Origin of the sequence: Amycolatopsis sp. NPDC051128 (genome assembly GCF_040682715.1) — a bacterium.
In the GTDB taxonomy this organism is placed as follows: domain Bacteria; phylum Actinomycetota; class Actinomycetes; order Mycobacteriales; family Pseudonocardiaceae; genus Amycolatopsis.
On sequence record NZ_JBFBBN010000001.1, the window covers coordinates 278,919 to 301,725 of the forward strand.

Annotated in this window: 20 protein-coding genes; 5 read left to right on the top strand and 15 right to left on the bottom strand. The window is 68.3% G+C overall.

What is annotated here, in order from left to right:
• The first annotated feature begins 94 nt into the window (after window positions 1-94).
• Window positions 95-2,818: a phospholipase A2 gene (locus AB0M82_RS01220; protein ID WP_364716710.1), complete on the top strand. Its 2,724-nt coding sequence runs from the start codon at window positions 95-97 to the stop codon at window positions 2,816-2,818.
• 457 nt (window positions 2,819-3,275) lie between these two features.
• On the opposite strand, the gene AB0M82_RS01225 is transcribed toward AB0M82_RS01220, so the two are convergent.
• The 3 genes from AB0M82_RS01225 to AB0M82_RS01235 all read right to left on the bottom strand — a co-directional run bounded on the left by AB0M82_RS01225 (window position 3,276) and on the right by AB0M82_RS01235 (window position 5,128).
• Window positions 3,276-3,608, bottom strand: coding sequence for a hypothetical protein (locus AB0M82_RS01225; protein ID WP_364716338.1), 333 nt, complete (start codon window positions 3,606-3,608; stop codon window positions 3,276-3,278).
• A gap of 129 nt (window positions 3,609-3,737) precedes the next feature.
• Window positions 3,738-4,145 (bottom strand): hypothetical protein, encoded by a 408-nt coding sequence (locus AB0M82_RS01230; RefSeq protein WP_364716341.1) that lies wholly within the window; start codon window positions 4,143-4,145, stop codon window positions 3,738-3,740.
• Window positions 4,142-5,128: a hypothetical protein gene (locus AB0M82_RS01235; protein ID WP_364716344.1), complete on the bottom strand. Its 987-nt coding sequence runs from the start codon at window positions 5,126-5,128 to the stop codon at window positions 4,142-4,144. Before AB0M82_RS01235 ends, AB0M82_RS01230 begins: the two co-directional genes overlap by 4 nt.
• Window positions 5,129-5,340: 212 nt before the next feature.
• On the opposite strand from AB0M82_RS01235, the gene AB0M82_RS01240 reads away from it, so the two are divergent.
• A complete protein-coding gene (locus AB0M82_RS01240) occupies window positions 5,341-6,732 on the top strand; it encodes an NB-ARC domain-containing protein (RefSeq protein WP_364716347.1) in 1,392 nt (463 codons plus the stop codon).
• A complete protein-coding gene (locus tag AB0M82_RS01245; RefSeq protein ID WP_364716350.1) occupies window positions 6,725-9,073 on the top strand; it encodes a hypothetical protein in 2,349 nt (782 codons plus the stop codon). Before AB0M82_RS01240 ends, AB0M82_RS01245 begins: the two co-directional genes overlap by 8 nt.
• A 163-nt stretch (window positions 9,074-9,236) precedes the next feature.
• Here the strand turns inward: AB0M82_RS01245 and AB0M82_RS01250 are convergent, their stop codons facing one another.
• From AB0M82_RS01250 to AB0M82_RS01275, 6 genes are all read right to left on the bottom strand, one after another.
• Window positions 9,237-11,582, bottom strand: coding sequence for a hypothetical protein (locus AB0M82_RS01250; protein ID WP_364716351.1), 2,346 nt, complete (start codon window positions 11,580-11,582; stop codon window positions 9,237-9,239).
• On the bottom strand, window positions 11,579-11,902 hold the full coding sequence (locus AB0M82_RS01255) for a helix-turn-helix transcriptional regulator (protein WP_182836799.1): 324 nt from the start codon (window positions 11,900-11,902) through the stop codon (window positions 11,579-11,581). Before AB0M82_RS01255 ends, AB0M82_RS01250 begins: the two co-directional genes overlap by 4 nt.
• Window positions 11,899-12,927, bottom strand: coding sequence for a tyrosine-type recombinase/integrase (locus AB0M82_RS01260; RefSeq protein WP_364716353.1), 1,029 nt, complete (start codon window positions 12,925-12,927; stop codon window positions 11,899-11,901). The genes AB0M82_RS01255 and AB0M82_RS01260 overlap by 4 nt, the downstream gene beginning before the upstream one ends.
• 108 nt (window positions 12,928-13,035) lie before the next feature.
• The gene (locus AB0M82_RS01265; RefSeq protein ID WP_364716355.1) at window positions 13,036-14,289 is read right to left on the bottom strand and encodes a hypothetical protein; all 1,254 of its coding nucleotides are present in this window, start codon (window positions 14,287-14,289) and stop codon (window positions 13,036-13,038) included.
• Window positions 14,286-16,031, bottom strand: a complete 1,746-nt coding sequence (locus AB0M82_RS01270; RefSeq protein WP_364716358.1) for a hypothetical protein — start codon at window positions 16,029-16,031, stop codon at window positions 14,286-14,288. Before AB0M82_RS01270 ends, AB0M82_RS01265 begins: the two co-directional genes overlap by 4 nt.
• Window positions 16,028-17,440, bottom strand: coding sequence for a site-specific integrase (locus AB0M82_RS01275; RefSeq protein ID WP_364716361.1), 1,413 nt, complete (start codon window positions 17,438-17,440; stop codon window positions 16,028-16,030). Before AB0M82_RS01275 ends, AB0M82_RS01270 begins: the two co-directional genes overlap by 4 nt.
• A gap of 225 nt (window positions 17,441-17,665) precedes the next feature.
• Here AB0M82_RS01275 and AB0M82_RS01280 point away from each other — a divergent pair, with 225 nt between their 5' ends.
• Window positions 17,666-17,914 (top strand): hypothetical protein, encoded by a 249-nt coding sequence (locus tag AB0M82_RS01280; protein WP_364716363.1) that lies wholly within the window; start codon window positions 17,666-17,668, stop codon window positions 17,912-17,914.
• On the opposite strand, the gene AB0M82_RS01285 is transcribed toward AB0M82_RS01280, so the two are convergent.
• Complete coding sequence (locus AB0M82_RS01285) at window positions 17,907-18,080, bottom strand: hypothetical protein (RefSeq protein WP_364716365.1); 174 nt, start codon at window positions 18,078-18,080, stop codon at window positions 17,907-17,909. The genes AB0M82_RS01280 and AB0M82_RS01285 overlap by 8 nt on opposite strands.
• A 155-nt stretch (window positions 18,081-18,235) precedes the next feature.
• Window positions 18,236-18,886: a hypothetical protein gene (locus AB0M82_RS01290; protein ID WP_364716367.1), complete on the bottom strand. Its 651-nt coding sequence runs from the start codon at window positions 18,884-18,886 to the stop codon at window positions 18,236-18,238.
• Window positions 18,887-19,153: 267 nt separating this feature from the next.
• On the opposite strand from AB0M82_RS01290, the gene AB0M82_RS01295 reads away from it, so the two are divergent.
• Window positions 19,154-20,065 (top strand): hypothetical protein, encoded by a 912-nt coding sequence (locus AB0M82_RS01295; protein WP_364716368.1) that lies wholly within the window; start codon window positions 19,154-19,156, stop codon window positions 20,063-20,065.
• Between the two features lie 68 nt (window positions 20,066-20,133).
• Here AB0M82_RS01295 and AB0M82_RS01300 read toward each other — a convergent pair whose 3' ends face one another.
• Genes AB0M82_RS01300 through AB0M82_RS01315 form a run of 4 tightly spaced genes read right to left on the bottom strand, consistent with a single transcriptional unit; the run spans window position 20,134 to window position 22,807 of the window.
• Window positions 20,134-20,646, bottom strand: coding sequence for a hypothetical protein (locus tag AB0M82_RS01300; RefSeq protein WP_364716371.1), 513 nt, complete (start codon window positions 20,644-20,646; stop codon window positions 20,134-20,136).
• Between the two features lies 1 nt (window position 20,647).
• Window positions 20,648-21,475 carry an endonuclease domain-containing protein gene (locus tag AB0M82_RS01305; RefSeq protein WP_364716373.1) on the bottom strand — a complete coding sequence of 276 codons (828 nt, stop codon included), beginning with the start codon at window positions 21,473-21,475 and terminating at the stop codon, window positions 20,648-20,650.
• Complete coding sequence (locus tag AB0M82_RS01310; RefSeq protein ID WP_364716376.1) at window positions 21,468-21,629, bottom strand: hypothetical protein; 162 nt, start codon at window positions 21,627-21,629, stop codon at window positions 21,468-21,470. The genes AB0M82_RS01305 and AB0M82_RS01310 overlap by 8 nt, the downstream gene beginning before the upstream one ends.
• Entirely contained in the window at window positions 21,626-22,807 is a 1,182-nt protein-coding gene (locus AB0M82_RS01315; RefSeq protein WP_364716377.1) for a hypothetical protein, read from the bottom strand. Before AB0M82_RS01315 ends, AB0M82_RS01310 begins: the two co-directional genes overlap by 4 nt.

A 22,807-nucleotide genomic window follows, 5' to 3' on the forward strand; every position in this document is an offset into this window, starting at 1 on the left:
ACGGTGATAGCCGGGTCAGTCCCGGCTGACCGTCACCATGCCGAACTGGGAGGTCACGTTGTCGACAAGACCGAGATTCACGTTTTTCACGGTGATGGCGCCGGTCCTGGTCGCCGCCACGCTGTGGGGTCCCGGGACGCAGGCGGTCGCCGAGCCCACCGCCGAGCCCGAGACAGCCGCGGCGCTACGGGAAGCGAAGAGCACGGGCACACCGGTCATCCTGCCGTCAAGGACCACCGAGACATCTGTCACGGCGGTAACCCCGCAGGGCCGGCTCTCCACCGAGATCACCACCGGACCGGCGCGGGTCCGCGACGGGAACGGCACGTGGAAGGACATCGATACGCGGCTGATCGAATCAGGCGGGTCGCTCCGGCCTATCGCGGCGACCGCGGACGTCCGGTTCTCCACCGGCGGTAGCGGCCCATTCGCGCAGCTGAGCCGGCCGGACGGAAAGTCACTGGCGTTGAGCTGGCCGGCACCGCTGCCTCGGCCGGTGATCGACGGTAACAAGGTTGTCTACCGTGGCGTGGTGGCATCCACCGGTGATCTGGTCGCCACCGCCCTGCCTACCGGTCTGCGGTTCGACGTCGTGCTGCGGGCCCGGCCTACCCGTTCGGTCGAGTTGAGGATCGCCGTCGTAGCAAAGGGTCTGGCTCTCCGGGCAGGCGGTGGCCGAATCCGGGCGACCGACGGCAGCACACTGGTCGCCACTTCGTCCGCGCCTGCCATGTGGGACGCGCACCGCGACGCCGGGACGGCTGACTCCACCTCCGCAATCCGCTCCCGCCGCACCGGCGACATCACGGGGAACATCGAGAACAGCGGCGAGAACACGGTGCTGGTGCTCAAGCCGGCCATGTCGTTCCTCAACGATCCGGCAACCGTGTACCCGGTCACGGTTGACCCGTCGGTGGTCCTGCCGCTGGCTGGTGACACCGACGTCAACAGCGCCTTCGACGGCAACAACGTCAGTGGCGAGTACTTGAAGGCCGGCACCGAGTCCGACGGGGAGAAGGCTCGTGCCTACCTGAAGTTCGACACCCGTGGCCTGCAGGCCCCGACCAAGGCCGAGCTGAGGCTCACCAACATCGACGCTCCTCGATGTGGTCCGGCGGTCGGTGCGGGCATCCAGGTTCGTCGCGTCACCGACTTCTGGGCCCCGGACACACAGACCTGGACACCCCAGCCGGCGAACACGACGGAGGACGCGGCGCTGAGCACCGAAGGATCACTTTTCGGCAGCTGCGGCAGTGAGCGGATGACCTGGGACATCACGGCGATCGTGGCCAAGTGGGCCGCGGGCACCGCGGGTAACCACGGCCTGGTTCTGCAGTCCCCGACGGAAACGGCGACGGCCAACTATCGGGTGTTCACCTCTGCCGAGAACACCGAGGGACTGGGGGACCCACCCACCCTCACCGTGACCACCGATATCCCGTTCACCCCCGGTGAAGGCGACGATCCCGCCGATCCCGGTCCCGCGCCCGCCGACCTGTGGCCAGGTCGTGTCGAGCCCGAAACCGGGGTGGGGGTAACCACTGGCACGGACCTCCGTGAGGACGGGTTGATCACCACTCGCAGCCACAGTGCCGGGCAACGCATCGACGTGACCCAGCCGAACGAGAACGTGCTCGGCCCGAATTGGCGCCTCGAACCACTGGGCGGAATGCTCGGAGACCGGTTGAAGGATTTCAGTGCCAATGGATACGTCCAGATCAACCTCACCAGCGGCACCGACTCCAACCGTTACCTCGCGGACCCGGCCACCCCAGGCCGCTTCGTCGCGGAAGACGGCAGCACCGTGGTGAAGAACCCCGACGGCACGTTCACCGAACACAGCAGCGCCGAGACCGGCACCACACGTACATGGACCGCGGCGGGCGACGACTACCTCGTCAGCGGCGTCCGTGATGCCGACGGTGGCACGACCGTCGTCACCTATGACGCCCAGGGCCGGGTGCGCGTCATCGCGTCCCCGACTGTCCCGCAGGACGCGTGTGTGCCGCCCGGCTCGCCGGCATGCGGTACCGCTACCTTCAACTACGCGACGACCACCACCGCGACGCGCACCCAGTTCGGTGATGTGGCCGGCCAGCTCAAGGACATCAGCTACGACCCAGCCGGCGACCCGGCCCCTACCACGGTTGTCGGGTACGCCTACGACGCCGCTGCCCGCCTGCGCCAGGTCAAGGACCTCCGGCAGGTCGACGGTGAACCGATCTCGACGAGTTCCTACTCCTATGACGCGGCAGGTAACATCACCCAGCTCACGACACCGGCGGACGGGACCTGGAACCTGACCTACTCAGCGCCGGGAAGAATGACGGGCGCCTCCAAGGCAGCGACGCTCATGGCGCTGCCGGCACACTGCAAGTACGCCTCCCAGTACCTGTGGGGAACCGACGGCTGCTGGGCGGGTCCCGTCCCGATGGAGTACGGCGGACCGAAACTACAGCCGCGGTGGAAGCGAACCCCTGGCAACAAGGCAGTCGTCGGCGTCAACAACGACAACTGCACGTCACCCACCGGAAGCCGGCCGAGCGGGTTCGACTTCAGGGTCGCGTGCGACATGCACGACTACGGCTACGGAATCATCTATCTGAAGACCAGAGAATGGGACAAGTCGAAGAAGTCCGCTGTGGACTCGGTGTTCTACACGACACTGCGCGACTACACCTGCAACGCGTACTCCAACGCATACATCCCGCGAGTCACCTGGACTCGTCGATCACTGTGCCGTGATTGGGCATGGAAATATTACCAGGGGGTCAAGTACGGCGGCGGCCACAGCATGCTCTACAAGGACCAGTACTGACCATATGCCGTGAACCGCCATCGAGTCCGCCGGATCCGGATCCGGCGGACTCACTCGTACGTAACGAGAAGTTTCTTCCGGACGACACGAGAACACCTCAACCGTCCGACCGCACCTGAGCCGACCACTCCAGCCGGTCGAGGACCATTCGGACGTCCGGCCGCCGGGCTGTTCGGCGAGCAGGAACGCCGCGGCGTCGTTGACGGCGACGGGCAGGACCTCGATGACCGCGGCCCCGTACAGCCGACCGTCGGCGAGCGCGGCGGTGTACTCGGTGGTGCGGCTGGTGAGCACGACTGTCAGACCTGCGGCGTCGCGGTCGATCGTCTGCAAAGGCCTGGCCCTGGATGGCTGGTGCCATCTCGTCCAGGCCGTCGAGCAACAGCGCGACCCGTCCGGTGCGGATCAGTGTCTTGGCGGTGTGAGGTCCGCCGTGTGCAGCCGCGGACAGGCCGGGTTAGTCGCGGCTCAGGGCTGCCACTGCCCAGTCCTCCAGCGAGGCGGCCTTTGGGTTCCAGCCGCCAAGGGTCAGCCATACCGGTACTGGCTCCTCGGAGCTGGGCGGCCGGTGGTGGAGGACGTCGATCAGTAGCAGCAGGATCGCCGCGGTCTTGCCCGCTCCCGGTTCGCCGAGCACCACGATCCGCCCTCTTGTGCTGTCGAGCCGGTTGTAGAGCTGCTGGCGGAGTTCGGTGACGACTCCGGTCGTGAGCAGCCAGCCCGTCGATGCGCCCAGCACGAGTGCGCCGGACACGACGGGTGGGTCGTATTGCAGTTCTGCTGCTGGCACAGCCACGTCGTTGCCCGCCCATGCCCAGCGCACCGATGCCGGTGACGGGGCGGTGACCCGCCGGTCGTGGGCCCGGCGCCGCCAGTTGCCGTCTTCGCTGGGGCGCGGTGGCTAACTGAGCAGCCTGCGTCAGCGCGGTCGACGCGGATGAATGGTGCTGACGTTGCGCAGTGCCGCGCACTCGCCGCGTAGTCTGCGAGCCTCGATGCTGAGCCGCTGGATCTCCGCGGTGGCCAGTGCGAGGTGTTCGCTCAGCTCGCGATTGCGCTGCCGTAGTCGCGCGTTCTGCTGCGCCAGACGGTCCGCACCGCGGACGGCAGCGCCATCAGCGGGGCGGAGGTCGTGGTGCGTTGTCGACGAGTCCTTCATCTGCGCGACGATCGCTGGGAAATGGCGGCGGAAGGTGGTGTTGGACAGACCGACCCGCTGCGCGAGCGCGAGGACGGTCGGCGCTCGGGTGGTCTCGGCGTCGGTGTGCAAGGCGGCCAGCGCGGCGCGGACATCCTCGACGGTGGGCAGGCCGGTGTGGCGCGTCATGAGGTCTCCGATGTGTGTCGTGCGAGGTATGCGGTGATGCGGTCGCGGCGCTCGGCCAGGCGGTGCCATAGCAGCGGCGGCACCGAGCTCGGTCGCTGCAGTTCGTGCGTCAGGTGTTCGGCCTCGCGTCGCAGCGCGGCAACGTTGGTCCTGGTGAGCGCGACGTTGGGGCAGTCGAGGGGGCGGCATGCAGACAGTTCGGGCGCCGCCGGCCGCGCCCGGTCGGCCAGGCACAATGCGGTGTTGGGGTTGAACACGCAGGTGACGTACTCCCCGGGATAGATCGCGGGGTCGTCGCGGTGCAGGATCCGCCGCAGGCGCGCCGGGTCGGTCACGACTGTCCCGACGAACGCCGAGGCGAGCCTGTCGAGGCGGCGCCCGGCCTCGGCGGCGGCCGGGCCAGCCAGGTCCGGGTGGTCGTGATCAGTGGCCAGATTCACCAGTACCTCACCGCGGGCGAGGGCCTGCTCGGCTTCGACCTCGGCGCGGAAACCGGAGTCAGAGGTGCCGGCGTAGCCCTCGAACATGTGGATGCTCAGGTGCCGGTACTGGATGGCACCGGCGATTGAGCCGCCCGGTCGCCGGGCGATGAACCAGGCCAGCGTGCGGCGGAACTGACCGGTGCGCAGCCGCACCGGCCGACCGTCGATCTCCGGGATGGCATCGCCGCGGTCGTGGGCCTGGCAGTAGCGGTTGACCCAGGCGACGAAGTCCCGCATCTGTTGGTTGGTGGTGGCGCCGCTCGGAACCTTCCCGCTCGCGGCACGCGCCTCGGGCGTGTGCGGCGCCGTGGTGACGTCGAGCGTGGCGAAGAGCAGGTCGTCGGACCGGCCGGGCTGCAGCTGCTCGAGGACCTCGACAGCGCGGGCCGCCGGTTCACCGACGATCCAGGTCGCGGGCGTGCCGCGCGGGTCGCGCTCGCCCTTGAAGGCCACACTCTGCACGCTCCACCGATACGCCATCCCGTCGGCGGTGCGATGCACACGCAGGCATCCCCGGCGCAGGTGCTTAATTACTGGTGGAGGGCACTTATTCCGACCGTGCGCTATTCCCCGCCGGAGACGAGGACCTGGCGGGCGCTGTCACCGCGGTCGTGGATGGCCCGCGCGAGTTCCTTCGCAAACGGCGCGCTTGGCTCGTATGACCCCGCTACGATGTGTCGAGCTTCTGATAGTCCTGGCAGAGGGCGAGGGGTGTGGACGCCAACGAGAGACGCGACAGCGCGAAGGACGTCGATCGGGCTGCTCCAGATACAGTTGAGCAGCAGGTGGACGCCGATGGCGGGTCGCAGGTCGATCAGGCTGGCAGGGACGTGCACATCCATGCTGCCGTGGATGGGCAGCCGATGGACGCTCCGAATGGCCGCGTTGAGGCTCGCCAGGTAGTCAACGCCTTTCGCGGCGAGGCCACGAACGTCGTCGAGGCAGGGACGATCTATGGCAACGTGACGTTCGGTTCCGGGTCTGGACTGGGCAGCGTGGGTGAGGGCAGTGCGGTGCCGGTACCGGCGCACCGTGTCGTGGCTCGTCCTGAGCTTTCCGGGCGTGTGATAAGGGCGCTGACCGATGAGAGCCAGGACGACATGCTCGCCGTGACGGGTTTGTGTGGCGCCGGGGGCTTCGGTAAGACCACGCTGGCGGCCGTGGTGGCAGGCGATCGTCATGTCCGGGACTGGTTTCGCGACGAGGTGTGGTGGGTGACGCTCGGCGAGCATGTTCGCGACATCGAGTTGGCAAGCAAGGTCAACGATCTGACGGCGAGGGTGTCGGGTGTCCGTACTGACTATCGGGATCCTGAACAAGCGGGTCAGCACCTGGGCGCGGTCCTGGAGGGAAGGCGTTGCTTGCTGATCGTCGATGACGTGTGGAACGAGGCGCAGTTGGCGCCATTCAACATTGGCGGGCTGTCGTGTCGGCGGTTGGTGACGACGCGAATATCCAGCGTGCTTCCCCAGAATGCGGTGTCGGTCATCGTCGATATCATGTCTCCTGGGCAGGCCCGCGCGGTTCTGAGCGAGGGCCTCGCGTCGACGGGCGGTGTTGATTGGCAACCGTTGTGGGCCCTGACCGGGGGGTGGCCGGTGCTTCTGGCCTTGGCCAACCGACAGGTGCAGACATACGCGCGACGGGGCCTGAAAGTCGCTGCCGCAGTGCAGCGTGTAGCAGAGCGGCTGGCCGCCAAAGGGCCTGCAGCGCTGGACCCCAAAAACCCTGCGCAGCGGCGTCTCGCGGTGACGGCGACCGTCGAGGTCAGCCTGGACCTGCTCGCCGAGCCCGATCCTTCGCGGCGGACCCGGTTTCTGGAACTGGCGGTGTTCACCGAGAAGAACATCATTTTCCAGCAGACGCTGGAAATCTACTGGGCCTACACAGGAGGCCTCGACGCTGACGAGGTCGAACAACTCTGCCTTGACCTGGCCGACATGTCCTTGGTGCAGGGGTACCAGCATGGGCAACGCCCGATGCTGTGGCTGCACGACGTCATGCGCGAGTACATCCGATTCCACACCGACGCCGACCTCGCTCGCTACCACCAGGACTTTCTGAAGTCCTACCGCCGACAGTTGGGCATAGCGGGCAGTGAATAAGGCACACTGGTGGGAACTGGCCAAGGACGAGCCGTACCTCTGGGATCAGCTCGCTTTCCACCTGTCTCGCGCCGGACTGACAGACGAGCTCAAGGATGTGATCTGCGACTTCCGCTGGATTACGGCGGCACTGCGCCACCGCGGCCCTGCGGTAGTGGAGAGCAACCTCGAATACGCCACCGACGCAATTGCCAGGTCACTACGCCAGGCCATCACGCAGAACGCCCACCTGCTCGGACCGCTTGCGCCAGACAACGCCATGTCCGTCACACTGCTATCCCGTCTGCGCAACTACCCCGAACTCGCCGACTACGTCACCACCGCCACAAAGACAATTCCACGGCCTTACTTAGCCCCGGCTAGCGCGTTCCCCGACTTTCCCCACCCAGCCGCGCTACGCGTCCTCGCCGGCCATCCCGTGGCGATCAGCCCCGACGGCACCACCCTGGCCATCTGGCGCGGTCGCACAGTACGACTTTGGAACCTCGATGGCTCTGTCCGCGCCGAGATCGAACTGCACACCGACCAAGTCCAGGTGCTGGCCGTTGGCCCAGGTGGAGCGCGGGTGGCAGCGGCGGGCGGGGACTTGGTGCGGGTGTGGAACGCTGACGGCACGCTGGAGACCGAGTTCGTCAACGGCATGGTTCTCGGGATGGCGATCGGCCCAGACGGCAGGCTCGTCCTCCGTTACTTCGAAAGCGGCGGGTGGCTGAACGACGGCGGGTCTAGCAGGGACAGTCAGCTCCGTAATCGTGACGGCACCCTTCAGGCATTCCTGCGCGATCACAACGGCGCGGTGGGCGGGTTGGCGGTGAGCCCAGACGGAACTTGGTTCGCCACCAGCGATGGCGACATGACGCAGCACGACGCCAAGGTCCGGTTGTGGAACGCGGACGGCTCGCCGCGCGCCCTGCTCAGCGGCCACTCCCGCCCGATCCGATGCGTCGCCATAAGCCGCGACGGCTCCCGGGTCGCGGCTGGCGCCGACGATGGAACCGTCCGGCTATGGCGTGCCGACGGCTCGCCGCGTGGAACTCTCGCCTGTCACACGATCCCGCTGCGGGCGGTGGGATTCGGCCCGGACCGCGACTGGCTCGCCGTTGGGGCTGAGGACGGCGCGGTCTCCGTCTGGGGCGCAGACGGCTCAAGACGCGGCGTCCGCACAGGCCACACGGCTGCGGTCGACCAGATCGCGATCAGCCCCGATGGCGTTTGGCTCACGGCAGCTGCCGAGGACGGCACAATCCGGTCATGGGCCATCGACAGCGTCCCCGCCCCCGCGCCCGCCGATCACCAAGGGCCGTTCAGAGACTTGGTGGTCGCCGAGAGCGGACAGTTTGCCGCCGTCAGCGCGGACAAGGCAGTGCAGCTCTGGGAAGCGGACGGCACACCGCGCGCCCGTCTGAGCGCGCCCGCCGACCGCGTCAACAGTCTGGCGATCAGCGCAGACGGGACATGGCTCGCCACTGGCGACCGGAATGGAACGCTTCGCCTATGGGACGCCGACGGTGGCCAGCACGCCACGATCGTGGGCTTCCCGGGAGCGTGCCGGGGTATGGCGATCAGCCCCGACGGAGCCTGGATCGCCACAACCGGCGGCGCGAGCGTCCTCACACTCGACGCCGGAGGCAAGGTGCGATTGTGGAACGCCGATGGGACACCCCGCGGCGCGCTCACAGCGGCACACGAGCCCTTGTCGCTGGTGATCAGCCCGACGGGAGCCTGGATCGCCGCACTCGGACGCTCGCGGTCGTCCGACGGTCGTGAAGGACGCCTGTACCTGTGGAACTCTGATGGGTCGCCGCGTAGCGACCACCCATCCACTGTGGAGTTCCCCCTGGGCATGCTGGTCAGCCCGGACGGAGCCTGGATCGTCGCCTACGACAACTACCACGTCCAGACCTGGCACGCCGACGGAACCACCAAGGGAACAGCGCGTCTTGGGGGGTTCGCGGCCGAGACGATGGCGATCAGCCCAGACAGCTGCCTGATCGCCCACAGCGGCGGCGACCACCGCGACCACCGGGTACGGCTGTGGCGGCCGAACCTCACCGAGGCCGCAGTCCTCGCCGGCCATATCGACAAGGTGTCCGGGCTGGCCTTCAGCCCGGACGGCCGCATGCTCGCCAGTTCCAGCGCAGATCGTACTGTCAGAATCTGGGACGTCGCCAGCCGAGAATGCCTGACCGCGTTGAGAACAGACTCGCCACTGAACAACCTCGTCTGGATCCCCGGCACATCGAAGATCGCCGTTGCCGGAGGACTCGGAATCTACATCCTCAGCCTTCAGCGGGGGGACCATCTTGCAGCGTCCGTCGATGTGCGCGAGAGCAATAAGTAAGCCCGTCGCCGTTGAGGATCTCCCGCCTCAACGAGGTGCTCCGCGGCGAACTGTGCTTCATGGAACGTCGTCATGGCCTCGCCTCCCCTTAAGCGGCTCAGCAGGTTGTTGGTGCCGACCTCAGTTCGCGTCTAACGGAACGTCCTCTAATGCCCGGCCTGAGCTATTGGTCCGGTTGTGGCTCGGCGGCTCGTGCGGCGAGGTAGTCGGTCCAGTCTCGGCGGGCGTAGGTGACCCAGCGGACTGCGGTGTTGACGTGGAGGCCGAGGAGGTCGGCCAGGATAGCTGCCGGGAGGTCGACGGCGAGGGCGGCGAGCGCGCCGTTGCGGGCGGGGCGGGCGTTGATGCCGTGCCGGTTGAGCAGGTTGGTGAGGCTGTGCCCGTCGATGGGTTGCCCGGGAACGCGGCCGGGGAACAGCCACCTGGGTGTGTTCGGGCCGTGGGGGATCATGAGCGGGGTCGACGGCCGGGATGCCAGGTCACGGAGCAGAGTGCCGAGTCGGGGCGGCAGCAGGATTGGGTGACGGCCCGCCGTCAGGTAGGTGTCGTCTCCCTTCTCGGTGAGCTGGTCCGCGGTGAGGTGCCGGATCCGCTGGGCTTGGAGTGCGAACAGGATGATGAGCGCTCCGGCTGCCCGAGCCTCGATGGGGAGGGTCTCGTCGGTCAGGCAGCGTTGGAGGAGTCGCCAGCGTTCGTCGTTGTCGAGGAGGTCGGCGGGTTCCTGGCGCGGGATAGAGGGAACGGTGAGCCGGCGGCTGAGCCCGCGATCGGCTGCCCAGCCAAGGAAGTAGCGGATTCTGTTGCGGCGCTGGGTGTTCTCCTCGTCGAGCCATCGGTCGAGGTCGTCCTGCTGGAGGTCTTCCAGGGTGGTTGCCTGGGCGTCGATCCAGGCCAGGAGGTCGAGGGCGACCAGGATCCGGCGGCGCAGGTCACGCCCGACAGTGGTGGGGAAACCGCGTTTGCCCGCCCGGCTTCGGGCTCGGCGCAGCAGGTGCCAGTGCAGGAAGGGGCGGACGAGGTTGGCGTGCTCGACCGGCTTGTCCGCCAAGTGGTGCTCCAACCAGGTCGGAACACGCTCGAGGTCCTCGTGTCGTTCGGGGAGCACCCCGGTCTGCACCAACATCTGCCGGAGATGCTGAAGAGCGGCACCGGGTGGCAACTCGTCCAGGAGGTCGTGACTGATCGGGCGGCCTTCAGCGACGAACGCGGCCAGCAGTTGGGCGTTCGGATGCGCGTGAACCCACTGGATGGCCTTGAACGGCGCATGAGTTCTGATGAGGCCGTCCGCGAGCGGCTGGAGTTGAGCCGGGATGGTCCCGTTTGGACCGGCGAGCAGGCCGTTGACCCTGCTGGTGAGGACACAGTGGGCGCAACGCCCGTGCCCGTAAGGGTTTCCTGACCGTCCGCACTGTCGGCAGCTGTAGTCGACGTCGTGCCCTGCGCAGGGACCGCAGAGCCCGGCTCCGCTGGCGTCCCGGGCGATGAGCGGGTGGGGCTCGTGACAGCGTGCGCACTCGGCCGGGGATCGGACGATGGCGGTGTAGCAGCTCTGACAGACCGGCCCGATCGGCCAGTAGGTCATGACGGGCTTGTCGCGCTCGCAACGTGAGCAGGTCACGCGGGGACGTTCGTCGCGGGCGTAGCAGGTGTGGCAGATCGGCTCGCCGGAGGTGATCCGTTGGCAAGGCCGTACCCGTCCGCAACGTGAGCAGGTCCGTTCCGGTCCTCGGTAGCAGCTGTCGCAGAGGTCGGGCTGATCGCCGTGAGCGTTGCGGGCGATCTTGCCGAGGCGACCGCAGCGGCCGCAGGTCCGTCGCGGCCGCCGATGCCGGGTGTAGCACAAGTGGCAGTAGGCGCCCTGCTCGTCGATGAGTGCTGCGGCAGCCGTCTTTCCGCAGGACACGCACGTGTGCATGGGTCGTTTCCAGCACGCCCGGCAGAGCGCGCGACCGTCGGGTAAGCGCATTGCTGGGCAGCAGAGCTTGCCGCACTCACCACACTCCTCGACGACCTCGGGATCGACGCGGTAGCAACGGTTGCAGATGCCGCCTTCGGGTCTCTTGGCCACGATCTTTGTCTCAGTGGCGCCGCAGCGTCCGCACGTGCCCTTTCGCTCACGCGCGTCGCAGGTCCCGCAGATCCGGCCCTCCGGTCGACCGTGTCGAAGGTCGAGGTGGATCTTTCCGCAGCGTGCGCAGCCGGGCCGGACGACGGGCTGCCCGGCGTCGTGCAGGACGTGGGTCAGGCGGATCAGCACCAGGGAGCAGCGGGGGTCCCCCGAGGTGAGGGCCTTGGGGTTCTTGGCCATATGCGCGGCCAGTTGCTCCAGGAACCGAGCCGGGCCCTGGCCCTTCATCGTGATTGGCACCACGACCTCCAGCACCGCCCTGGCTTCCTCGGCACTCAACTCTGGGAGGGCGCTGGTCACCTGGGCGGTCGCAGCTGTTATCGCGGTGTCCAGCCGTTCCGCCTGGCGGGCGAGCCGGGCCGCGGTGGAGGGCGCGGTCATAGCCCTTTAGGTTTCCGGATCGAGGTGCGGCGCACCGCCGGCGCCGGGGCCGTCGTCTCGCCGGCGGTCTTGCGGACCTCCGCGTTGACGGTCTCGACCTCGATGAGGTCGTTCGGGGTGCAGGCCAAGATGTCGCAGAGCGCGGCGAGGGTATCCATCGACAAGCGTTGCGGCGGTTGAGTGACCAGCCGGAACACTTGTTCGCGGGACAGGTGGATGCCTCGCTCGGCCAACGGAGGCCCCAGATCCGTGGTCTGGAACATGTCGCGGGCGGCCATGAGCTTGCGCAGGTTCCAGCGGATCCCCATCTTCTTGATCACGGCTTCTCCCAGAGTTCGGCATGGCGGGCGGTGAGCTTGCTCTTCAGCAGCCGGTTGCGGTACTCATCCGACACACCCGTGTAGATGGCCGTCGTCGCGGCGACCTTGTGGCCTGCCTGATCTTGCACGAATCTCTCGGGGTAATCGAACTCCACGAGGTGCGTGATCATCGAGTGGCGGAGGCTGTGCAGGTCGAGTTCCTCGGGCAACCCGGCAGCCTCGCGGGCGGCCTCGAACGCCTCGTTGGCGCCGCGCTTGGACAACCGGCCGCGCCGTTCGGTCACCCAGAACGCCGGGTGCTGACCGACGTCGAACCGCGGACGGACCTCGGTGACGTAGTGGTCAAGAACGTCGACGATCCAGTCCATCTCCGGGACAGTAAACACGGTGCGGCGCTTGGGCGGGCTGCCGTTCGACGACTTGCCGAACCTGACGAACAGCGCGCCGTACCGGCCGAAGCCCGGAGTTTTGGGATTGTGCCGAAGATCCGCCAGGTCCAGGCCGACCATCTCCTGGCGACGTAGGCCGAAGGCGTAGAAAGCCTTAAGCAGCGCGGAATCCCGCATCGCGGTCAACGCGCCCTTGCGGCCACGGGCACGTTTGTCATCCACCCGGGCGTCTGCCGCGTCGAACAGCGATTGGACCTCCTCATAGGTCAGCGGACGACGACCGGGCTGTCCCTCGAATTCGGCCACATGGGTAACCGAGTTCCCCTCGTGCAGGATTTGCGCCGGAACCCTGCCGAACTGCTCAAGGCAGGTGCCAAGCCATCCGTAACGGGCGTCGGTGATGAAATCCATGAACATCCGCAGACCGTTCTGGTACTGCCGCCCCGTCGAGACCGTGAAGTTCGGGTTCTTCGACCGAAGATGGTCGAAGAACGCCTCGACCTCGGCAGGCTCCCACTCCCACGGGTACTGATTGGTGAACTCGGCGAACCGGCGGACCAAAGACAACCGAGGCTTGATCGTCCCTTCCCACTTCAGAAACCGTGTCCGCTGCTGCCGGCTCCAGCCCTCCAACATGCCCTCAACACCGCCGGCGCCGGGTCAAGGTGCACGACGTTGCCCGCCAGCACCAAGTGCGCAGCACCCGGCAGATCAGCCGCTCGACCCACTGCAACCTCCGTTACATCAGATGCAACATTGTTGAGTCGAGGAGGTTCGAGCGCAAGAGGCCATGGCAAATCCGTCGATCAAGCGGCAAGCGTGTCTCCACGCGGCGCCCTGAGCTGCGGCTTTGTCAGTATTCGAGCGTGCTGAATGCTTCATCAGATGCAATTCTGCCCGTTTTTCCCCGGGGCGCATCCCGGTGAGGTAGGCGATCACGATGAAGCACGCGGTTCCCAAGTGCCGCATCAACTCCGCAGCCTCGTCGAAGTCCAGCGCGGTCCGCCAGGGGCGTCCGGCGATCCGGCCGGTCACCGGGATGTCCAAGGGACAGGGGCCCGGGTGCTGCCCCACCAGTTCCGTGAAGCGTTCGCGGCGGGACACGACTTCGAGCTGGCCCGGCGTCGCGCCGGTGGTGCCGCTGATGTAGGTGCGCGCCAGGCGGACCATGCCGTGCTGCGTGAAGCTGGGGACCGGGGCCTGCCCGGCGATCATCGGCTGGAGATAGGCGTCCAGGGCGTCCTTGCTGGCCGGTGTGGCGCGGTTGGTTTTGGCTGCTTCGCTCAGTCGCCGGGCTTCGGACCAGGCAGCGAGGATGTCGGTCGCGAGGTCGTCGACCACGCGCATCGCCCAGGTCAGCAGCGGTCCCATGGTCTGTTCCGCGAGGGCTTCGGTGGTGTTCTCCCCGCCGCCAGTGGTCGCCGCGGGCAGGTAGTCGTCGGCGCCCTCCTCGTCCCACGGGGGTCTTCCGACGCCGGCCGGATGGGCGCTGAGCTCGTCGAAGGCCCAGAGCCGCGTGAGCGCGACCAGGGCCATCTGGACGGTCGCCCGGCTGCTGTTGGTGGCCGCGAGATGCAGCCCGTAGTCGCGCAGGACGCCGACGCCGCAGTCCGCCAGGCTCGTCATGCCCTGGTTGTCCATCCAGGTCGCCAGCTGCATCCAGGCCATGACCGTGTCCCGCACTTTGTCGCTGCCGAGGCGAGCGCGCATCCGGCTGGACCGTTGTTTGAGGAACGTCGGCCGCAACGCGCCGTTGATCATGGTCCAGGCGACCAGTCGCAGTTCGCCCTGGAAGGCGGGTGGGCAGTGGCGCCAGTGCAGGGCCGCTCGGCTTTCGCTGGGGTTCTCCGTCAACGGCGCCAGCGACCAGATCGCGGCGTCGTAGCGGGAGTTCAGGTGCGCGTGGATGCCGACCGCCCGGCCTGCGGGGACGACCGGGCAATCCGGGGCGGGCAGGGGCAGCAGGTAGGGGTCGGTCTCGGCGGCGGTGCTGGTCACGTGGTGAGCTCTCCGGTCAGCAGGGCGTGGACAAGCTCGCGGTCGTTGCTGGTGACCTGGGTCAGCGCGCGTTCCCAGATCCCGTCGCCGAGCTGGCGTCGCAGGTCGTCCAGGCGGGCGTGGGGTTCGCCCCAGTCGGCGTCCCAACTGCCTGGTGGCATCACCGAACGCAGGTTGGTCAGCGCGTGGTGCAGGTGCGCGAGCCGGGCGTGGTGTCCGGGGTGGACCCGGGCGTTCTCGCAGCCCAGGCACCACAAGAACGACGGAGCGCCGCAGCCGCCGTCCGGGGACGGGTAGGGGCTTCCCGTGTAGTCGGAGCAGTCCGCGGTCGCGGTCTCCAGGTCCGCCGGATCGGGTTCGTCGCGCACCTGGGCAACCAGGACCCGCGCGCGTGCCCGGTCCGCGGCGTCCTCGGCGCCGGCGGCGATGACGTCGACCGCAGCGGCCTGGACTCGTTTGTCGACCAGCACGTAGTGCCGGTCGTGGGTGTCCTGGCTGTTCTGGCCGGGCTCGCGCCGGTCGAGGGCGTTGGTCGTCCGCCGGCCCCGCCGGAACGGCGAACCGTGAAACCCCGCGGCCTTGCCCCATTCCTTGCCGGCGTCGGAGTGGATGCCGAAGCAGAACGGACCGACCGGCGCGAGCCGGGCCTGGTCTTCGCGCACTTGGCCGACCCGCTTGGTTCGCCAGACCAGGAGCCGATCGGTGCCAGGGGCCAGGTCCTCGACGAACACCCGCGCGAACCGGGTGGCCGCCAGCGCCTGCGTGATCAGGCGTCCGCTCGAGGCGGCTCCGTCGTCGGTGACGTTGCGGGTCTCGTGGTGGCGTCCGGGGCCGCGGCGGTGTTTCTCCAACGGGATGCGGTAGGTCAGGCGGCCGTCCTCGCCCTGATCGGGCGTCGCGCGCGGGACCTCCAGCCGGTCGATCACCGACAGGTTCCAGCCGAACTCGGCCATCAGCAGCACGCCCAGCGCCGTCGCTTCCATCCGCGACAGGAACAACCGCTGCCAGGTCACCAGCGCCCTGGAACCGCCCAGCGCGTGGCGGTGCGCGTTGGTGAAGGTCCGGCCCCCGTTCTTGTCGAGATAGAAGGGAAGATCGCCGGTACGGGCGAGAAAGTCCAGCGCCTCGCCGATCGTGTGCTCCCGGCTGTCCCGGGCGAACTCGCCCGCGCGCCACTGCCGCAGGTGCCGCGCGTTCTCCTCGATCCGCAGCAGGGCGGCGCGGAACATCCGCCGGGCGGCCAGCGTGATCTGGTCGAAGTCGGCCTCGCTGTAGGACTGGACCGTGCTCTTCGCCCGCGCCGGACGACGAGCCAGCTCGTCAGCGACGGGGCCCTGTTGCAACCGCGCATCGCCCAGCAGCAGGCGCGCGACCTGGTGTTTGCCGGTGGCGTTGCCGGCCTCGGGGCTCGCTCGCCACTTCCTCACCAAGACGGCGGTGAGCTGATCGAGATCATCGAGAGGACGCGGCTGCCGGGCGAGGAACCCGGCGAAGATACTGATCTGCCTCCAATAGACCTCCGAGGTGACGTGGGCGGCCCATCGGTGCGGGACGCAGCGTGCCGCGAACAGCGCGGCCAGGGAACGCTGCAAAGGCTCGGCGGCCGGCAGCGCCGCGAAGTCGTAGCTCCGGATCCGGCCTTCCTGGTTGTGGTGGTGAACGACCAAGCCGTTCGCGGCCAGGATCTCGGGACGGGCATGATCGGCTGGGGGCAGGGACGCCCGGCGACCTCGCGGGCTCACCGGTCACCACCGGCCGCGGGCTCCATGCGGTCCTCGACGTCCTGGATGCCGACCGACTCGCGCGCGATCCGGGCGAACACCCCGTCCAGCTCGGGCAGCGGAGCCGCGATCGGCTCGGCCGCGCCGGACAGCATCGACCGCAGTTGCAGGTCCGCCACCGGAGCGAGGTAGCGCTCGACCGTCGTCTCCCGGGAGGCGTGGCCCAGCAGGTTCTGCACCATGAACCACGGATCGCCGTACAACTGCCGGAAATCACGGCGTTCCTCGGCGCTCAGCCCGTACTTCTGGTCCATCAACGTGTTGAGCACGACCAGCATGTAGAGCGCGAAGCTGTGCCGCGCGGAGTGCGGGGTCGCGTAGGGCGCGAACACCTGATGCGGGTCGAAACCCCGCCGATCCGGCGGGGTCAGCACCCGCTCGCAGCGGTCGTTGGCCGCGCGGAACACCCCTTCCCACGAGTGCGGCTGGAACGGCATTCCCCGCTCGTTGAGCCACAACCACAACGGCTCCGGCCCGCGCGGCCCCTCGGTGAACAGCAGCATCCGGTCGGCCACCGACAGCTCGTTCAGCTCGCACTCGCCCGCGGTGCCGTCCCGGTCCCGCCAGCGCACCACCGGATTCAGCCGGCGGGTCACCTCGGTGACCAGCCGAAGCCCCGGCAGCTGCTCGTAGAAGCCCTTCCGCTGTGCCCGGCGCACTGCCCACGCGCGCGAGGAATCCACGTAGGACTCGATGTCCCCGATCGCGTCGGCGGCGACGTAGAACGTCCGCGGCTTCTTCGACCGGGTCACCTTCGCCGCGATCTTGCCCCGGCAGTACCGGCCGCCTTCCAGCCGCCGTGCCGGGACCTCGAACGTCAACAGCGACCCGCCCTCCGACCGGCGCAGCCCCGAGCTGTTCAGCAGCCGCACGAACGCGACGTTGCGGTCCTCCAGTCGGCCGACCCAGTTCGGCTCCGGCACTCCTGCCCGGGTATGGCCGCGCAGCCCGACGTCGATCCAGCGCCGCCAGGTCCGCGGGGTCAGCCAGTGCACGTTGCTGCGCCGAGCGTCCTTCGCCTTGCCGGCCGCCACCGTCATCACCTCGCCGTTGCGGCCGACGACCTGCTTCATCGCCACCGGATTCCGCCGCACGACGTGCTCGCCGCGGGCCCAGATGTACAAGCAGGTGATGGCGGCGAGTTCCCGGTTCCACTTCGCGCCGCCGATCCGGTCGGAGTTGGTCTCGGCGAACCGGCGCCAGTGCTCGTAGTCCTCCAGATCCCTTGGCTCCGCATGCCGCCAGTCCCGGCCCCTGCTCGAGAGAAACGTCAGCAGCAGGCTGATGTCCGTCGCGTAGTTGCGCCGCGTCTCAGTGGTGTACCGACGAAATCTCACCGACTGCCCGAACGCGGTCAGCAGCCTGTCCACCTGGTAATCCGGCGACAGAAAGATCGGGTCGCCTGCCCGAACCCCCACCTCGGCCTCACGCCCCGGCAGGTCGTCCCACCCTTCCAGCAACCTCCGGCGTACACCGCCACGAACCGAACCTTGCGGAACCCAAAACACGCGCCAACCGGCCACTCGACCGCCCCTACTCGACCTGCATCAACATGATCATCTAATAGGGAATACGCCGTCATCGGCGCCGCATGGATGGACGCGCTGCTGTTCCTCCCGTCGGTCGCGGCGACCAGCAGCATCGACCCGGAGCAGGCGTGGACGTCGTTCCGGCCGGCGGCCGGGGCGGACCCGGACGCGGTGAACGCGGTGCTCGCCGCGGCGGCCGGGGACTTCCTGTACCAGTCGATGCTTCCGGGACCGCCGAACTTGCCGACGCTGCGGGCCCACCAGCACGAGAAGGGCACCGCCGCCCTGACGTGGCTGCGGTCCCGAATCAGCTGACGCCTGTGTAAGCCAACGCTCGCCGCGCGGCCCGGGCGGCGAAGTCCATCACCAGCACGTTGTGCCAGCGGTAGGAGTGCACCAGGGCACCGTGGGTGTCGCGGTGCAGCCGGGGATGGACGCCGACGGCTTGGGCCGCGGTAATGAGTCCGGTTTGTCGCCGCACTCGCCGTGTCTAGATGAGTGCGTGTCCCGTTCCGGCGGCTGACTGCCGCGTCACGAGCGACCGGATGCTCAAGGCTTCGTGTCTCGATTCCGACTGGCCGCTGACATCCGACTCTGTGCGCTTGCTGTTGATCATACTTCCGAGGCTCCGCAGCCTCAGTGTCCTGAAACCTGTTGCTGAGTGACCTCCTCGCGCAGCCGGGCAAGTTGAGCGGCTTCCCGTTCCCACCGCGCCCGCTCGGAACTGGACACGTCGGGCGGACCGAACAGCTCGTCGAACACGGCTTCGGTCATGTGGATCGGCCGACGACCCAGCTCGGGGTTCCAGAGCGGGTAGGGACGACCGCGCCCGAGCGCCTCCGCGGCCTCCGCCGGCCACGTCGCGTACTTGAACTCGAGCTGCTGACCAGCGAACGGGTGCGGCCTGCCCTCGGTGACGACCGGGTCGAAGAAGAACGTCGCCGACTTCAAGTTCGGGTCCGCCGCCTCGTCCTCGCTGATCACGCGCCACCGGTCATCGACATCGCCGACGGTCCGGAATCCACGCGCGACCTGCAACTCCGGGGTGTACCGCGGCTCCGCCGCGACAACCGGGCCGCCGGCCCGGTACTGCCGGTAGAGCACGTTGTGCGGCATGCCGATGGCCGGGCCGAGGCTGCGCCAGGCCGCACCCGCTTCCTGGCACTCCGTCATCGCCGAGCGCAAGCCCCACGCCAGGAAGTGCTGCGCCCTTGTGATGATCTCGGCACGTTTTTCCGGATCGGACTTCGCCTGCGCGAACTGCAGCAGTTCGATGACATTCCCCATGCACGTGTCGGTCGTCAACCTGGCTGACTGGGCGACCATGTCGACCCCTTTCGTCGAAGAACACGGCCACTACCAGCCTTGCTCCTTTGGAGGAGCATCACTTAGCGCGTGATACTTCAAAGGAGCAAGGGGTGTCGGTGCTCCGGAAACTCGCAGGCGTCGGACGGCGCCCCGATGTTCAATACTCGGCATGACTGACGATGCGGCTCGCGACCAGGTGGTCGAGCACCTTGCCGGAACGGTGGCTGCCGGAGCTGGAGCCCCGTTATGACCTCCACGCTGGACTTCCTCACGGAGGCGTACGAACGGCTGCGGGACACTTGGTTCGACCTGCTCCGGGACGAGGCCCGCGACGAGGCGGCGCCTTGGCTGACCTCGGGCGCCACGGACGCGGACCCCGACGAGGTCCACTACCTCCTGCATGTCGCCGAGATCGCCGCAGGCAGCGCGGCCAAGTCCGTGCTGCATCACCTGCGGCTGCTGGCGCTGGCATATCCCCCGGACGCCTTGACCGACGCCGGCCTCGATCCTGACGGGTGGCCCGGACTGTCGCCCTTCCCCGCTGCCCGGTCGCTGCTGGAAGCCGCAGCCTTGGCGAGCTGGTCGTTGGCACCGGACAAGACTGAGCGGCTTCGCCGCTGCGCTCAGTTCCAGATCTGGTCGGCGAACGAGGGCAGCAAGAGCGACCTCGGCCCCGCCCCGGGCGGCCCCGGCTCGGTCGACCTGGTTCGCAAGACCGTCGAAGCCGCCGGATTCGAAGTCCAGGAAGACCGTCGCAATGATCTCGGCGTGGTCTTGGACGGCCACGCGAAGAAGTTCCGCACCTCCGCCGTGATCTCCAGCAGCCTCGGCGATCCCGGCCGGCGGCTCTACCGGTGGTGGAGCGGGATCGCCCACCACGCCTCCTGGGCCGTCTCCCCGTGGACCACGCTGGACGTGCGCGACGACAACACCGGGATGTACCTCTCGACACCGAACTTCGAGGACAAGCATCTCGAACTTGCCGCGGACGTGGCCGCCGTCGTCCTCACCGCCGGGCGATCGCTGGGCACCTTCTACGGCCGGGACCTGCAAGGATTCGAGGCAACCTGTCAGCAGGTGGAAACCGCACTGCGCCAGATGATCCCGCTCACCAGGCAGGCGCTTGGCCGACCGGACGCCGACCCCACCCAGCGCTGACCGGCCCCGCCGCGCTGCTTGTCCCGGAGCTGGCCGAGGAGGCCGGCCGTTGCCGGTGCCAGCCTTGTTCAGCGCCGATCCGGTGGCGCGAAGTGCGAGGACTCAGGGTTGACTCCGGCAAGCCATCGGGTCAACGCCTTGGCTTCGTCCGGCTTACGGTCGAGGTTGCCCCCGGTCAAGTGCAGGGTGATGACGTCGCCGAGCTGTTCGTCGAAGCGGATCTCGCGTGCTGCGGCGAACACGCCGTAGCTGCGAATGTCTACGCTGGACATGCGTCCGGCGCGCCCGAAGGCCAGCGCTGGCTCGATGTCGTGGAAGAACACCCAGCTCTGCGGGATGGCTCCGGAGATTTCGACCGCGTATCCGTGGATGACGATGTGGGCGTCGCCGCTGCGGAGTCGGGGAAGCTTGTCGGCGCGGTGGATGTGGTGATAGTTCGGAACGACGCGGTCGGCGAAGCGGTCGCACGCCTCACACCTGCGGCTGGGGGTGGTTAGCAATGTGGCCTCCTGTCCTTCGTTACCTGATAGGGCGTTCGTGACCTGATCCGGCGGCTGGTGAGCACTGGCCGGAAAGACCATCTCAGCGGCGGCGGTAAGGCCGCGTCGGGGGTAGCGGGTCGATGCCGAGATAGTCGATACGTGCGCGGTGCTGGTCGCGGTCGCGGTGAGCGTGGGGATACCGCAGTTGCAGGTGCCGGGCAGGCGGGTTGTTGAGGTATGCGGCCCGCGGGCAGCCCCGGAGGTGGGGACAGATGTCGATCCAGGCGTTGCAGTCGCTGCAGAGCAGTCCTCGGATCAGCCCGGTGAACGGGTCGTGATCGACGATCACGCCCACCTGCAGTCCGCAGGCGTGGCATTGCGCGCCGGCCAGATCGATCAGTCGCTGCCGGATGCGGCCGATGCGGCTGTCGGGCGAGAGGGAGGGCGGCCAGTCGCTGCGCCCGCCGACGTAGGTGCAGCGCTGACTCGGCAGAACGGTTCCGGGAGCGACGCGCTCGGAATCGCATTGGACGGCCCACTCGACGACACGGTAGTGCCGGGGACCGCGTCGTACCGCGATCGGCGCCGTGGGCGGGGCGAACATGCGGTAGGTCGTGCCGTCGGTCCACCAGTCGTAGCGGCGCTGGTGGCGTACCGGTCCGTCGGCGTGGCGGGGCAACGCTCGACTTCCCCGCTCGGAGATACCTGAGCAGAGCACAAGGTCCCCTCGTAGGAGGTGGTAGCGGCCGTCATCGCCGAGAACCGCGGTCAGCTCGCCGGTACGCGCCTGCCAGTGCGGCCCGAAGCACGGGCTGCTCGCAGTGGTTCGGACGTAGTCGGCGACGCCCTCGTAATCCAAAGTGAGCGCGAACCGCCACAGCAACGCCTCGCGCCGAGCTTCCGGCCACTCCTGCAGGGGGTCACTCATTGAAGGCCGCAGCCGACCAGTTCGCCGGAGCCCTGCTTCCAGAGCTGTACTGGTCGACGAGGTCTTCGAGGAACGGGCCGAGCCCGGCCTGCTCGTCCTTGATCCACCCGATCGGTGCGCTGGTGTCGCAAATCGGTCCCGCCTCCGTCTTCACACGCCGGGATGGTGGGCGGCTTCGCCGACCGCGCCGCGGACGCCGACGCGGCTGGCCCGGTCGGGCTGCTGGAGCGCCGCGCGTAGCACCTGAGCTGCGACCCGTGTCGAGTCCAGCAGGCTCCGCCGGAGAGGTTCCCGCATGGTTCCGATCCCCAGACCGGAGGAGATCACCAGGTCGGTGAGCACTGCGCGCTGCCCATCGGTCACTCCGTCCGGGATCTCGCGGTACCGCAGTGCTTCCCTTGCGGCGTAGCCGTCTGCCGACCCGATCACCTCGCTGACCACCTCGGCGAGCACGCGGCTGGCCGCGTCGGAGTCGACGGTGTCGGCGAGCGTGGTCACCGTGAGCCCGAGTTGAGCGCGGAAGAAGGCGTAGCCGGGCATCGGCGGGCGCTCGACGAACCGCGTGATCATCGCGGCGACGTCCCCTCGCCTCGAGGCGCTGTCCGGGTTGGCGCACATCACCTTCAGGCAGGACGCGACCTGGAGTTCCCACGGCTGCTCCGGGGTACTTTCCGCCAGGGACGCCCGCGCCGCCGCCGGGTCTGCGTTCACGCAGTGGGCCACGATCGTGGCCTGGCGGCCCTCCATGAGGTGCAGGCCGATCCCCCGGTGAGCTTGGGCGTGGGCAACCGCGTCGTCCCACCGCCCGGCGAGTGCCAAGGCCCGGACGCCCTCCCCGATCAGGTGCAACCAGACCCATTCGCGCAGCTTGTGGACTTCGGTTCGAGTTCCGGCCAGGTCGGTCAGCGGCAGAGTGCGCCCATTGACGACCAGGTCGGTGCGGGCCTTGACGGCCTGGAACATCGCCTTGAGCAGACCTAGCGCCTGGTCGCCGTCGTGGGCGCGCAGCTGCAGCCGGGCGAGGTTGAGGACGGGTTCGAGCATGTGGCGGGCTTGCAGGACGGTGAGCGATCGATCCGCGACGCGGTAGAGGTCGATGTGTTGCCAGCACAGGTCGCGGGCCAGGTCCGGCTGGCCGCAGTCGCTGGCGATCAGTGCCGCCTTGTTCAGGACGCTCGCGCCGTCAGCCAATCCGTCAGCGTCGGCGTGTCCGGCGGCGTCGGCGATGTCGACGATCTCCTGGACCCGCTCGGGGAGCGAAGGGCAGGAGGGCCGGGGGCGGCCCAGCAGCGGAAAGCGGCGGACGGTGGCGGCCAGCGTGGTGGGGTTCAT